At 70.5% G+C, this 12,657-nt stretch carries 13 protein-coding genes and 1 pseudogene; 11 read left to right on the top strand and 3 right to left on the bottom strand.

Annotated elements, in window-relative coordinates; translation table 11 throughout:
* The 5 genes and pseudogenes from AB0I54_RS45150 to AB0I54_RS45130 form a co-directional block, all read left to right on the top strand.
* A pseudogene (locus AB0I54_RS45150) lies at nucleotides 1–489 on the top strand (transposase); the annotation flags it as partial.
* A 349-nt stretch (nucleotides 490–838) separates the two neighbouring features.
* Nucleotides 839–1,141, top strand: coding sequence for a hypothetical protein (locus AB0I54_RS45145; RefSeq protein WP_363302211.1), 303 nt, complete (start codon nucleotides 839–841; stop codon nucleotides 1,139–1,141).
* Nucleotides 1,138–1,749, top strand: a complete 612-nt coding sequence (locus AB0I54_RS45140; RefSeq protein WP_363302210.1) for a hypothetical protein — start codon at nucleotides 1,138–1,140, stop codon at nucleotides 1,747–1,749. Before AB0I54_RS45145 ends, AB0I54_RS45140 begins: the two co-directional genes overlap by 4 nt.
* 523 nt (nucleotides 1,750–2,272) lie before the next feature.
* On the top strand, nucleotides 2,273–3,898 hold the full coding sequence (locus AB0I54_RS45135) for a penicillin-binding transpeptidase domain-containing protein (protein WP_363302209.1): 1,626 nt from the start codon (nucleotides 2,273–2,275) through the stop codon (nucleotides 3,896–3,898).
* Between the two features lie 105 nt (nucleotides 3,899–4,003).
* Nucleotides 4,004–5,668, top strand: a complete 1,665-nt coding sequence (locus tag AB0I54_RS45130; RefSeq protein ID WP_363302208.1) for a penicillin-binding transpeptidase domain-containing protein — start codon at nucleotides 4,004–4,006, stop codon at nucleotides 5,666–5,668.
* Between the two features lie 44 nt (nucleotides 5,669–5,712).
* On the opposite strand, the gene AB0I54_RS45125 is transcribed toward AB0I54_RS45130, so the two are convergent.
* On the bottom strand, nucleotides 5,713–6,066 hold the full coding sequence (locus AB0I54_RS45125; RefSeq protein ID WP_363302207.1) for an SsgA family sporulation/cell division regulator: 354 nt from the start codon (nucleotides 6,064–6,066) through the stop codon (nucleotides 5,713–5,715).
* A 176-nt stretch (nucleotides 6,067–6,242) separates the two neighbouring features.
* Here AB0I54_RS45125 and AB0I54_RS45120 point away from each other — a divergent pair, with 176 nt between their 5' ends.
* The 6 genes from AB0I54_RS45120 to AB0I54_RS45095 all read left to right on the top strand — a co-directional run bounded on the left by AB0I54_RS45120 (nucleotide 6,243) and on the right by AB0I54_RS45095 (nucleotide 11,233).
* Nucleotides 6,243–7,304, top strand: a complete 1,062-nt coding sequence (locus AB0I54_RS45120) for an energy-coupling factor ABC transporter permease (RefSeq protein ID WP_363302206.1) — start codon at nucleotides 6,243–6,245, stop codon at nucleotides 7,302–7,304.
* 1 nt (nucleotide 7,305) lies between these two features.
* A complete protein-coding gene (gene cbiQ / locus AB0I54_RS45115) occupies nucleotides 7,306–8,067 on the top strand; it encodes a cobalt ECF transporter T component CbiQ (RefSeq protein ID WP_363302205.1) in 762 nt (253 codons plus the stop codon).
* The gene (locus AB0I54_RS45110) at nucleotides 8,055–8,843 is read left to right on the top strand and encodes an ABC transporter ATP-binding protein (RefSeq protein ID WP_363302204.1); all 789 of its coding nucleotides are present in this window, start codon (nucleotides 8,055–8,057) and stop codon (nucleotides 8,841–8,843) included. The genes cbiQ and AB0I54_RS45110 overlap by 13 nt, the downstream gene beginning before the upstream one ends.
* Nucleotides 8,844–8,899: 56 nt before the next feature.
* Nucleotides 8,900–9,358, top strand: a complete 459-nt coding sequence (locus AB0I54_RS45105; RefSeq protein WP_363302203.1) for a MarR family transcriptional regulator — start codon at nucleotides 8,900–8,902, stop codon at nucleotides 9,356–9,358.
* Between the two features lie 105 nt (nucleotides 9,359–9,463).
* On the top strand, nucleotides 9,464–9,928 hold the full coding sequence (locus AB0I54_RS45100) for an organic hydroperoxide resistance protein (protein ID WP_363302202.1): 465 nt from the start codon (nucleotides 9,464–9,466) through the stop codon (nucleotides 9,926–9,928).
* A gap of 132 nt (nucleotides 9,929–10,060) precedes the next feature.
* Complete coding sequence (locus AB0I54_RS45095; RefSeq protein ID WP_363302213.1) at nucleotides 10,061–11,233, top strand: serine hydrolase domain-containing protein; 1,173 nt, start codon at nucleotides 10,061–10,063, stop codon at nucleotides 11,231–11,233.
* Here AB0I54_RS45095 and AB0I54_RS45090 read toward each other — a convergent pair.
* Both AB0I54_RS45090 and AB0I54_RS45085 read right to left on the bottom strand, forming a co-directional pair.
* A complete protein-coding gene (locus tag AB0I54_RS45090; protein ID WP_363302201.1) occupies nucleotides 11,223–11,498 on the bottom strand; it encodes a DUF1876 domain-containing protein in 276 nt (91 codons plus the stop codon). The two genes, AB0I54_RS45095 and AB0I54_RS45090, sit on opposite strands and share 11 nt — an antisense overlap.
* A gap of 140 nt (nucleotides 11,499–11,638) precedes the next feature.
* Complete coding sequence (locus tag AB0I54_RS45085; RefSeq protein ID WP_363302200.1) at nucleotides 11,639–12,529, bottom strand: NAD(P)-dependent oxidoreductase; 891 nt, start codon at nucleotides 12,527–12,529, stop codon at nucleotides 11,639–11,641.
* Nucleotides 12,530–12,657 lie beyond the last annotated feature (128 nt).

Genomic DNA, 12,657 nt, shown 5'->3' with positions numbered 1-12,657 from the left:
AGCCGCAGGCGTTCACCACCATCACCTGGCGGCAGGGCACGCGCGGGGAGTTACGGTCCCGCTTCGCCGCCGTGCGCGTCCGCCCCGCCGGCAAGACCGTCGAGCGTCCGATCAAGGCCACCGCTTCGTCCGAGCAGGGCTGGTGGGACGGCATCCTGCCCGACTGCTGGCTGCTGGCTGCTGGCCGAGTGGCCACAAGAGGCCGAGGCTCCCACCGATTACTGGCTGTCCAGCCTGCCGGCCGACACGGCGATCGCCGACCTGGTCCACCTGGCCAAAGTCCGCTGGCGCATCGAACACGACTACCGAAAACTCAAGCACGGCCTGGGTCTGGACCACTTTGAGGGGCGTTCCTGGCCGGGCTGGCACCACCACGTCACCCTCGTGACCGCCGCCCACGCCTTCCTCACCGAACAACGGCTGGCCCCAAAAGTCCCCGGACCGGGCTCACTCTCTACCAGACCCTCGACGCCCTCCAAGACATCCTGAGGTGCTGGACCGGCATCTGCACCACCTGCCACCAACCCCTGCCCAGCAGAACACACACGACACCAAGATCAAGAGAGACCTAACGGAGTCCTACTAGGCAGCGCTACTGCCCCGCCCAGAGGTAAATGCCCTGCGACGCCTCCATAGCGTGCATCGCTCGTGCGAGACAGGCTCGCGGCTTCCGGCTCACTCAGTACCCCGAGGGTTCGAAGCGGAAGCGGGACACTTCTGCATATACCAACTGGCTAAGATCGAACGCCAGTTCGGCTCAAGGGTGCCTGTTTGGGGGCGTTCCCATCATGATGTGATCAGCATCATGAAGAAGATCACGGCGTGGCGTTAGCGGCGAGTGTCCGATTTCGGCTGGAACCACTTCACCCACCGCCACAACATCCGCAAGTGTGGGATCATCAATGCCGCCATTCGAGGCAACGTCGACCATGACGACCACCACGGGCGCCTGGAATACGAAGGCGTCGCCTTCGAGACCGGCCCCCGCCCGCGGCAGGTCGACTACGTCGTCATTGTCCAGTACACGCGTAGAACCAAGGACGGGAATTACGACGCCGGCAGGGGACAGAAGATCGGCGTCATCAACGCGTTCTGCCGCAACCAGCGCCACAACAAGTGCCCCGACTGGATGAACCGGTGACAGACTCCGAAGACCGAGAGCAGCAGGCGGCTGTCAGCCGCCTGCTGTTCTACTACCTGAACGCACCCATCGCCGAAGGCTGCCGACTGCGCGGCGTCCTGCCCGCCCCCGGCGCCGTACGGATCGCCATCCGCGCCGGAGACGACGAAACCGGCCGGACGTTCCTCTACGAAATCCCCAACGACACGGTTGCCCCCGCCTACATCCCCGGCCTCCTGCGCACGGTCCTGGGCGGCACCCAGTACTACAGCAGCGACGACATCGGCGACGTCATGGGGACGACGCTCATTCGCCTCCGCCCGGAGGAGATCACCCCGGCCCCGGAGCCCGAAGAGGGCCAGGCGCTCACGGTCCTGCGCGCCCTGTCCGACCCCGGCGATGACGAGAACCCGTTCCTCATCGGTTTCCTGATGCACGGCGACGGCCTGATGCGCCTGTACGTACAGCGCCCCGACCGCCCCGGCATCATCGGCGCCGATGTCCGCCTGTCCAACGCGCGCACCGCGCTGATCGGCTCAATCCCCACCCTCGTCAGGGAGGAGCAGCATCAACAGCCGGCGCCGGACGACCCGCACTGCGATCTCCTCGTAGACCTGACCGACTGGTAGAGCTGCACCTCGGCCTGGTGCTTTCACCCGTACCGCAGACGCGTCTCGTCGATGGGCACAGCAGTCGCCCGATGCGCCTGTCCGGCTGGTGGTCAGCGATGTGATGTGGAGCTGGGTCCGGCAACATACCGGCCGATCCGGTCCGTGGGCGATCATGCGCCGATGAGCACCACCTAGGTCATGGCGTGGGAGTGCCGCAACTGCTCGCGGCTCCAGCGGCCTCCTCCCATGATCACGGCCCAGAGACGGCCCAGGCAGCGGGACACGCACCGGCAAGGTTCAGAACACGCTGGTCGCGGCCCTGCCACAGCCCACCGCGCAGACTTCATCTACTCCTGGCCGCTCTACACCGGTACAGCCCTCCCCATCGACTCCTGGCGTTCACGTATGTGGCTGGACACCTGGGTCTGAGTCACGCTTCTGATCTCTGTTCGGACAACATCCGAATACAGTCCTCACAGTTCCCTCTTGTGCCACTTACAGTTCGAGGACTGAAACGGGGGGCGGGGGAGGGGACTTCGGCATGCGCAAGGGGGTCAAGGTCACCATCGTGGGCGGGGTGTTCGCCGCGCTGGTGGGTGGGGCCGGGTACGGGGCGTACAACGTGCTGTCCGCGCTCGGCGGGGACGGGGGAGCGGGCGGGGGCTCGGCGTCGGTCAGGACCGGGCCGCCCAGTGGTGACGAGGTGCGGGACACCACGCGGAAGTTCTTCGCGGCCTGGGAGAAGGGGCAGGCGGCGACGGCCGCGTCGTTCACGAACAACGCCGAGGCCGCGGGTGTGCTGCTGACGGCCTACGGCGAGGACGCGCACATCACCAAGGTGAGCATCACGCCCGGGACGGCGACCGGCGCGACCGTGCCCTTCACGGTCCGGGCGACGGTGTCGTACGACGGGAAGTCCAAGCCGCTCGACTACAAGAGCGAGTTGACCGTGGTGCGCGGCGAGACGACGCACCGCCCTCTCGTCGACTGGCAGCCGTCCGTCGTCCATCCGCGGCTGCAGACGGGCGACACACTGGTCACCGGCGATTCGGCGAGCCCGGCCATCGAGGCCGTGGACCGGGACGGCAAGGTCCTGACGAAGGAGAAGTACCCGTCCCTGGGCCCGATCCTGGACGAGCTGCGCAGCCGCTACGGCGAGAAGGCGGGCGGCACGCCCGGCGTGGAGCTGGCCATCCGGCACCAGGCCGAGGGCGCCGCCGACACGACCCTGCTGACCCTGGCCGAGGGCAGGGCGGGCCGGCTGCCGACGACGCTGAGCGCGAGCGCGCAGGCGGCGGCCGAGAAGGCGGTGACGAAGTACGCCGAGTCCTCGGTGGTGGCCGTGAAGCCCAGCACCGGTGAGGTGCTGGCGGTCGCCAACCACCGTGCCGACGGGTTCAACGCGGCGTTCCTCGGCACGCTGGCGCCCGGCTCCACGATGAAGATCGTCAGCGCGGCGACGCTCATCGACAACGGGATCACGACGGCGACCGGACCGGCGCCCTGCCCGCCGACCGCCACCTGGCAGAGCCAGACCTTCAGCAACCTCAAGGGCCTGGCCCCGGACGAGCACGCCACGCTCTCCGACAGTTTCGCCCGCTCCTGCAACACGGCGTTCGTGAAGTACGCGGACGAGGTGAAGGTCGACTCCCTCACCAAGGAGGCCGAGGAGCGCTTCGGGCTCGGGCAGGGCAACTGGAAGGTCGGCATCCCCTCCTTCGACGGCCGTGTCCCCGCCTCCGGCGGCCCGGACACGGCGGCCAACATGATCGGCCAGGGCCAGGTGCAGCTGAGCCCGCTGAACCTGGCCTCGGTGACGGCGACCGCGATGACGGGCACCTTCCGGCAGCCGGTGCTCGTGTCGCAGAAGCTGGACGGCCGCGATCTGGCCACGGCCCGGGGCCTCACGGCCGGCACGGTCCAGCAGCTGCGCTCGATGATGAACCGCACCGCGGTCAGCGGCACCGCGGCCGGTGTGATGCGCGGCCTGAGCGGCAGCGTCGGCGCGAAGACCGGCTCCGCGGAGGTCGACGGGCAGGCGAAGTCGAACAGCTGGTTCACCGGTTACCGCAATGACATCGCGGCCGCGGCCATGACCCAGGACGGCGGACACGGCATCGACGCGGCCGGCCCGATTGTCGCAGCTGTGCTACGGACGGGAGGCTGAAGTCACTCGTACAGGAAGGGACTCTAGGGTGGGTGGCGTCGTTGAGGAGTGTGAGGGCTACGAGGGCGACGGGGACCCTGGGGAATTCGCGGAGGAACTGAGGCAGTGGGTAAGAGAAGACGCGTCGTCGAGCGACCGAGTACCAGACCCGCGGTCGTCGGCGGAATGATCGCCGCTGTCGTCGGCGGCGCGGGTCTCGGCGTCTATCTGCTCTACGGCGGCGCGGCGGCCGAGGGGCAGGCCGGCGCCACCGGCTACCACAGGACGGTCAAGACCGGCCCGCTGTCCGCGACCGAGGTGCGAACCACCGCCGAGCGCTTTCTCACGGCCTGGCAGCAGGGCAGGGTGAACCTGGCCGCGGCCGCCACGGACGACCCCGCCGCCGCCACCACCCAGCTCACCGGCTACACCAAGGACGCCCGCATCAAGGACGTCACGCTCACCGCGGGCACCCGCACCGGCGCCAAGGTCCCCTTCTCCGTCAAGGGCACGGTCACCTACCAGGGCATCAGCAAACCGCTGGCCTACGACACCTCGCTCACCGTCGTGCGCCGCGCCAGCGACGGGAAGCCGCTGGTCGACTGGCACGCCTCCGTCGTCCACCCGGACCTGAAGGACGGCGACAAGCTGGTCACCGGCGAGTCCGGCACCCCGCCCATCAAGGCGCTGGACCGCGACGGAGGAGAGCTGACCGCAGCGAAGTACCCCTCCCTGGGGACGGTGCTCGACGGGCTGCGCGAGAAGTTCGGCAAGACGGCGGGCGGCAAGGCGGGCCTCGAACTGCGCGTGGCGCGCGGCAAGGCGTCCACGGCGCACAAGCTCTCCGACAAGACGCTCGTGGAGCTCAGCAAGGGCACCCCGGGCACGGTGCGGACGACGCTGAGCCCGGCCCTCCAGGCGGCCGCCGAGCAGCAGGTCGGCAAGCAGGAGCGGGCCTCGGTCGTGGTCATGCGCCCGTCGACCGGGGAGATCCTCGCGGTGGCCAACACCAGCCACGGCTTCAACACGGCCTTCCAGGGCTCGCTGGCCCCCGGCTCCACGATGAAGGTCATCACCTCGTCGCTGCTGATCGAAAAGCATCTGGCGTCCGTGGACAAGGAGCACCCCTGTCCCAAGACGGTGAAGTACGGCGGCTGGACCTTCCACAACGACGACGACTTCGAGATCAAGGGCGGCACGTTCAAGGCGAGCTTCGCGCGCTCCTGCAACACGGCCTTCATCAGCCAGGCGAAGAAGCTCGGCAACGCCGACCTGACGAACCAGGCTCAGCAGGTCTTCGGTCTGTCCATGAACAACTGGGCGATCGGCGTTCCGACCTTCGACGGCTCGGTGCCGGTGCAGTCGGCGGCCTCGATGGCGGCCTCGCTGATCGGGCAGGGCGGGGTCCGGATGAACCCGCTCAACATGGCGTCGGTCGCCTCGACGATCAAGGCGGGTGTCTTCCACCAGCCGTATCTGGTCTCCCCGAGCGTGGACCACCGCAAGACGGCCACCGCCACCCGCACCCTGTCCGCAGCCACGCTCTCCCAGCTGCGCGAACTGATGCGGTACACGGCCGCGTACGGCACGGCGGCCCAAGCGATGTCCGGGCTCGGCCCCGACTACGGCGCGAAGACGGGCTCGGCGGAGGTCGACGGCCAGAAGAAGCCCAACGGATGGTTCACCGCGTACCGCGGCGACCTCGCGGCCGCGGGTGTCGTCCAGGCCGGCGGGCACGGAGGCGACACGGCGGGACCGATCGTGGCCGCGCTGCTGAAGATGGGGAGCTGAGCCCCGGCAGGCGGCAGGCCCTCAATGGCCGGACGACCGGGACCTCAATGGGCCACGGGCTCGGCGGCCATGTACGTCCGCCGCAGGAAACGCAGCAGGGTCTTCGACTCGAACTGCACCACCTCGACGCCGCCCGGGGAGTGGAACTCCACCACGGCCTGGACCCGGCCGCACGGCCACACCCGTACGTCCCCGCTCTCGACCGGCGCCCGCAGCCCTTGCTCCAGCAGCGATCTGGAGAACGTCCACTCGTGCGGCCCGGGAAGTCCGACCCGCACCGCCCGGGGGTCCGCGTCGGGGTCGTAGCGCAGGATGACCGGGACCGCCGGTTCCTCCTGCACGTCCACGTTGTCTTCCGTGACTATGTGAGCTCGCGCGTACTGCTCGACTACGGACATCGGACGGCCCTCTCACGCTGCGTCACCTGGGCGGAAGTCATGCCTCCGCCTCCACTCCAATGTCGCATATTTCCCATATTGTGCTCATCGAACCCTGCGCATCTCAGATGTGCGATACGCATAAACCAGCTCCTCGCTCTTGCAAGAGGTTCGCAACAAGCCTCTAGAATCAAACGGTGCACGTACCTGACGGATTCATCGACGCCCCCACCTCCGCGGTCGCCGGAGTGGTCGCCGCAGGCGCCCTCGCCGTGAGCCTGCGCGGCGCGCGCCGCGAGCTCGACGAGCGGACCGCCCCGCTGGCCGGACTGGTGGCGGCGTTCATCTTCGCCGTACAGATGCTCAACTTCCCCGTCGCGGCCGGAACAAGCGGCCATCTGCTCGGCGGCGCCCTCGCGGCGATACTCGTCGGCCCCTACACGGGCGTGCTCTGCGTCTCCGTCGTCCTGCTCATGCAGGGCATCCTCTTCGCGGACGGCGGCCTCACCGCGCTCGGCGTCAACATCACGGACATGGCGATCGTCACGACGGTCGTGTCGTACGCGGTCTTCCGCGGCCTGGTGAAGGTGCTCCCCCGCAAGCGGCGCTCGGTGACCGTCGCCTCCTTCGTCGCCGCCGTCCTCTCCGTGCCGGCCGCGGCCGTCGCCTTCACACTGATCTACGCGGTCGGCGGCACCACCGACGTCGCCATCGGCAAGGTCGCCACCGCGATGATCGGCGTCCACGTCCTCATCGGCATCGGCGAGGCCGCGATCACCGCGCTCACGGTCGGCGCCGTCATCGCCGTACGGCCGGACCTCGTGTACGGCGCCCGCGGACTCCAGCAGCGTCTGAAGCTGAGGGTGAACGGCGAGCTCGTCGACGCGCCCACCGCCCGGCCGGTCCCCGTCGCCGCCCGCTCGCACCGCACGCTGTGGATCACCAGCCTGGTCACCTCCCTGGTGCTCGCCGGGTTCGTCAGCTTCTACGCCTCCGCCGACCCCGACGGCCTGGAGAAGGTCGCGCACGACAAGGGCATCGACCAGAAGGCGGGGAAGCACGCGTCCGACGGCTCCCCGCTCGCCGGCTACGGCGTGAAGGACGTCTCCGACGCCCGCCTCTCCGGCGGACTCGCGGGGGTGATCGGCGTCGGCGTCACGGTCGTCGCGGGCAGCACCGTGTTCTGGGCGGTGCGCAGGCGCCGTACGAACGACGTCTCGCCCACGAGCACGGCGAACACGGCGAGCACGGGCGTCTGACATGGGCGCCGGACACGCACACAGGCTCTACCGGCACGGGCACTCCCCCGTGCACACGCTGCCCCCGCACACCAAGCTGGCCGCCGCCTTCGCGTTCGTGGTGGTCGTGGTGTCGACCCCGCGCGAGGCGATGTGGGCGTTCGGGCTGTACGCCGTGCTGCTCGCGAATGTGGCGTACCTCGCGCGCGTACCCGCGGGGTTCCTGCTCAAGCGGCTGCTCATCGAGGTGCCGTTCGTCGCCTTCGCGGTGCTCATGCCGTTCGTGGCGGAGGGCGCGCGGGTGGACGTCCTCGGTCTGTCGCTGAGCGTCAACGGCCTGTGGGGCGCCTGGAACGTGCTCGCCAAGGGCACGCTGGGCGTCGCCGCCTCCGTGCTGCTGGCCGCCACCACCGAGCTGCGTGAACTCCTCCTCGGCCTGCAGCGCCTCAGACTCCCGTCGCTGCTCGTCCAGATCGCCTCCTTCATGATCCGCTACGGCGACGTCATCACCGACGAGATGCGCCGGATGCGGATCGCCCGGGAGTCGCGCGGCTTCGAGGCGCGCGGCGTACGCCACTGGGGAGTGCTCGCCAAGTCGGCCGGCGCGCTGTTCATCCGCTCCTACGAGCGCGGCGAGCGTGTGCATCTGGCCATGGTGAGCCGGGGATACGCCGGTTCGATGCCGGTCATCGACGAGGTGACCGCGTCCCGGGCGCAGTGGTCGTACGCCCTCGCCCTGCCCTGTGCCGCCCTCGTCGTCTGCCTGCTGGGATGGACCCTGTGAAAACTTCGCTGGAACCTGTGACTCCCTCGCTGGAAGTGGCCCGACTGGCCTTCGCGTACCCCGACGGCCACCAGGCCCTGTTCGGGGTGGACTTCTCGATCGGGCGCGGCGAACGGGTCGCGCTGCTCGGCCCGAACGGCGCCGGCAAGACGACCCTGGTGCTGCACCTCAACGGCATCCTGGGCGGCGGCACCGGCACGGTGACCGTGGCCGGGCTGCCGGTCGGCCGGGAGCACATGGCCGAGATCAGGCGGAAGGTCGGCATCGTCTTCCAGGACCCGGACGACCAGCTCTTCATGCCGACCGTGCGGGAGGACGTGGCGTTCGGTCCGGCCGCGGCCGGGCTGAAGGGGGCCGCGCTGGAGGAGCGGGTGCACACCGCCCTGGAGCGGGTCGGCATGCGGGACTTCGCCGACCGGCCGCCGCACCATCTGTCCTTCGGCCAGCGCCGCCGGGTCGCGGTCGCGACGGTCCTCGCGATGGAGCCGGAGATCCTCGTCCTCGACGAGCCGTCCTCCAACCTGGACCCGGCCTCCCGCCGCGAACTGGCCGACATCCTGCGCTCGCTGGACGTCACGGTCCTGATGGTCACGCACGATCTGCCCTACGCACTGGAACTGTGCCCGCGCTCCCTGATCCTGAGCGACGGCGTGATCGCCGCGGACGGCCCGACGGGCGACCTCCTGTCCGGCGACGCGCTGATGCGCGCCCACCGTCTTGAACTGCCCTACGGTTTCGACCCGAGGTCCGTTCCGGCCGCCGCCGAGCGGAGCTGACGCGTTTCCGTGACGGCCGTCCCGGGCCGTCCCGGATCGTCCGGGACAATGGGCGGGTGACGCATCAAGAGGACGCCGGGTCGCTACTGCTCGACGAGCAGCTCTGCTTCGCGCTGTACGCGGCCCAGCGCGCCGTGACCGCGGCGTACCGCCCGCTCCTCGACGAACTCGGCCTGACCTACCCGCAGTACCTCGTCCTCCTCGTCCTGTGGGAGCGCGACGAGACCACGGTGAAGGAACTGGCCGCGGCCCTGCGCCTCGACTACGGCACGGTGTCGCCGCTGCTGAAGCGGCTGGCGGCGGCGGGACTGGTGCGCCGTGAGCGCTCGGCGCGGGACGAGCGCTCGGTGCTGGTCGCGTGCACCGAGCGCGGGCGCGAACTCCGGGAGCGCGCGGCGCGGGTCCCCGGCGCACTGCTCACGACGACGGGGCTGGGCGCTCCAGAGGTCGCGCGGCTGCGCGAGGAGCTGTGGCGGCTCACGGAGCGCGCCGAGCACGCCTCCACCCGGCACTGACGGACGTTACCCACGGTCACCATGCCCTGAGGGCGACAACTGACCTACCGGCCAGTACCTTGTGCACGATGTACTTGTGCACACCTGTTCCTTGGAAGGCCGACCATGACTGACGGCACCGCCGCAACCGACGGCACCGCTGTGGACACCCGCCCGACGAAGATCATGTACGTCGCCGAAGCCACCGCACACGGTGGCCGGGACGGGTACGTCACCAGTCAGGACGGCGAGATCGAGCTGAAGGTCGCGATGCCGCCGGAGCTGGGCGGGGACGGCAACGGCACCAACCCGGAGCAGCTGTTCGCCGCGGGCTACAGCTCCTGCTTCCACAACGCGCTGATCCTGGTCGGCAACCGCGCGGGCTACGACCTGACCGGCTCCACCGTCGCCGCGAAGGTCGGCATCGGCCCGAACAGGCACCGCGGCTACGGCCTGGCCGTCGCCCTCAGCGTCTCCCTCCCGGTCCTCGACGCGGACATCGCGGCCAAGCTGGTCGACGCGGCCCACGAGGTCTGCCCGTACTCCAACGCGACACGCGGCAACATCGACGTGACGATCGTGCTGGGCTGAATCCCGGCGTCTGCGGGCCCTAGGACACCAAACCGTAACCGGATCGGTTACCCCGCCGAGGAATCCAAGGCCTCAGTCCCGTGTTTCACTCACTGGCGCAAGCAAGTGGAGGAACCGGGCGTGGATGTGGACGTGGACGTGAGCGGCACGGTCGCCGAGGGCTTCGAGCCGGTCAGGGCGGCGTTCGCGCGCAACTTCGGGCTGCTCGGCGACCGGGGCGCGGCCGTCGCCGTGTACCGGGACGGGCACCGGGTGGTCGACCTGTGGGGCGGGACGAAGGACGTCGACGGTACGGCCCCCTGGGAGCACGGCACCGCGCAGATCGTGCGCTCCGCGACCAAGGGCGTCGCCGCCGCCGCGCTGCTGCTTCTGCACCAGCGCGGTGAGCTGGACCTGGACGCGCCGGTGGGCGAGTACTGGCCGGAGTTCAAGGCGGCGGGCAAGGAGAGCGCGCTGGTCCGGCATGTGCTCGCGCACCGTGCCGGCGTCCCCGTGCTGGACCGTCCGCTGACGCCGGAGCAGGCCGCCGACCCCGACCTCGGCGCACAGGCCGTCGCGGCCCAGGCGCCGGTGTGGGAGCCGGGCACCGACCACGGGTACCACGCGCACACATACGGCTGGCTCACCGGCGAGCTGGTGCGGCGCGTCACCGGCCGCCCGGTCGGCGAGTTCATCGCGGCCGAGATCGCCGGGCCGGCCGGCGCCGACCTCTGGCTCGGCCTGCCGCAGTCCGCGGCCGCGCGCGTGGGCCGGGTCGGCCCCGTCGAGGCCGCCGAGGCGGGCGGCGCGCTGAGGACCCGGCCGAAGCGGTCCGTCTCCGAGGCCTATGCCGACCCGGAGTCCCTGACCCGCCGTGCCTTCGCCGCGATCACCCCGCTCCCCGACGAGAACGCGCCCGCCTACCGCGCGGCCGCCCTCCCCTCCTCCAACGGCATCGCCACCGCCGACGGTCTGGCCCGCTTCTACGCCTCCCTGATCGGGGAGGTGGACGGCGGCACACGGCTGTTCCACCCCGGGACGGTCGAGTCGGCCCGGGGCGAGCAGTCGGCCGGGCCGGACCGCGTGCTCGTGGTGAACACCCGGTTCGGCCTCGGCTACATGCTGCACGGCAGCGCGTCGCCGCTGCTGTCCGCCGGCTCCTTCGGCCACCCGGGCCGCGGTGGCGCCCTCGCCTTCGCCGATCCCGAGTCGGGCATCGCCTTCGGCTATGTCACCAACGGCTTCCGCAAGAGCGTGACGGCGGACCCGCGGGCGCAGGCGCTGGTGCGGGCGGTGCGGACGGCCCTGGAGCGCGTCACACGTTGATCGGGTGCGAGATCCGCCCGGACGCCGAGTCGATCTCTCCGTGTGCCTTGGTCAGCAACTGCATCGCCAGTTCGTTGAGCGCCCGCGCGCCGGCTATCTCCTCGCCGACGCGTGGCTGATTGGCGTCGGTGTGGTGCCTGCTGGCACTCCCGTGCGCCCGTATCTCACTGCCGTCGGGCAGACGCACCAGCGCGGCCGCCCGCGTGTGCAGATCGTCCTCCTTGAACTCCAGCTCGACGTGCCATCCCACAGCGGTGTGCATCATGAGGACCACCTCCGGAATCACTGCTTCCAGGGTGCTCCTCGACGCCCCCGGCGTCACGTCGGCCCGGAGAACTGGCTTTCCGTCAGGAAACGGGCGTCCGGGACGGGCTTGCGGGACGGGCTTCCGGGACGTGCTTGCGCTCAGGAAGCCGGCTTCCCGTCGAAGCTGGCGAAGTACGCGGCGGCCATGTCCTCGTCGGCATGGCCCTGGGCGGCGGCGCGCGCGAAGCGCTCCGCGACGGCCTCGGCCACGTCGAGACGGACGCCGTTGTCCGCACCGGCCCCGACGATCAGCCGCGCGTCCTTCTCGGCCGTGGCCACCGCGAACTGGGCCGGGGACAGCCGCTCCTCCAGCACCATGGCCGCCTTGGCCCGCAGGTACCCCATGTCGAGCGGCCCGCCCTCGATGAGGTCGAAGAAGGCCTGCGGGTCGACGCCGAGCGCCTGGGACAGCGCGAGGACCTCGCCGGTCGCCGCGGTGGCCGCGAGGACCCAGCTGTTGGCGACCAGCTTGAGCCGGGTGGCGCTGCCCGCCGCCCCGTCGTCGCCGGTCCACAACGTACGGGCGCCGACCGCGTCGAACACGGGCGTGACAGCCGCCCGGCCCTCCTCGGGACCGGCGGCCAGGACGGTCAGCTGTCCGGCCTCCGCGGGCTGGCGGGTGCCGAGGACCGGGGCATCGTAGAAGACGAGGCCGTGGTCCCCGGCGAAGCCGGCCAGACCGGCGACCGAGTCGAGGCCGGCGGTGGTGGACTGCGCCCAGACCGCGCCGGGGCGCAGTGCGGGAGCCGCCTCCCGCATGACCTCCAGGACGGTGTGGCCGTCGTACAGCATGGTCAGGACGGCATCGGCGCCCTGGACGGCCTCGGCGGGGGTGTCGGTGACGTGGGCGCGGTCGGCGGCCAGCGGCTCGGCCTTGGCGCGGGTGCGGTTCCAGACGCGGACGGTGTGCCCGGCCTTCGCGAGGTTGCGGGCCATCGCGGCCCCCATGATCCCGGTGCCCAGGACGCTCACGGTGAGCTTGTCTGTCATGACGTCAACTTCCTGATCCGTGCGGTGAGTACGGCCTTGAGCAGGGTCGCTCAGACGCGGTCTCCATGGTCGTCCAAACGCGAGCGTTCCCCGCGACGACGCGGACGAGTCCGGCAGCGGTATCCGCT

It is taken from the genome of Streptomyces sp. NPDC050625 (assembly GCF_040654755.1).
In the GTDB taxonomy this organism is placed as follows: Bacteria; Actinomycetota; Actinomycetes; order Streptomycetales; family Streptomycetaceae; genus Streptomyces.
This window is presented reverse-complemented; position numbering and strand designations above follow the sequence as displayed.

What these genes read in the sequence shown, in the direction of transcription:
- AB0I54_RS45135 (WP_363302209.1), top strand. Translation starts at nt 2,273, where the DNA reads ATGCGCAAGGGGGTCAAGGTCACCATCGTGGGCGGGGTGTTCGCCGCG.
- AB0I54_RS45125 (WP_363302207.1), bottom strand. Translation starts at nt 6,066, where the DNA reads ATGTCCGTAGTCGAGCAGTACGCGCGAGCTCACATAGTCACGGAAGAC.
- cbiQ (WP_363302205.1), top strand. Translation starts at nt 7,306, where the DNA reads ATGGGCGCCGGACACGCACACAGGCTCTACCGGCACGGGCACTCCCCC.
- AB0I54_RS45110 (WP_363302204.1), top strand. Translation starts at nt 8,055, where the DNA reads ATGGACCCTGTGAAAACTTCGCTGGAACCTGTGACTCCCTCGCTGGAA.
- AB0I54_RS45100 (WP_363302202.1), top strand. Translation starts at nt 9,464, where the DNA reads ATGACTGACGGCACCGCCGCAACCGACGGCACCGCTGTGGACACCCGC.
- AB0I54_RS45090 (WP_363302201.1), bottom strand. Translation starts at nt 11,498, where the DNA reads ATGATGCACACCGCTGTGGGATGGCACGTCGAGCTGGAGTTCAAGGAG.
- AB0I54_RS45085 (WP_363302200.1), bottom strand. Translation starts at nt 12,529, where the DNA reads ATGACAGACAAGCTCACCGTGAGCGTCCTGGGCACCGGGATCATGGGG.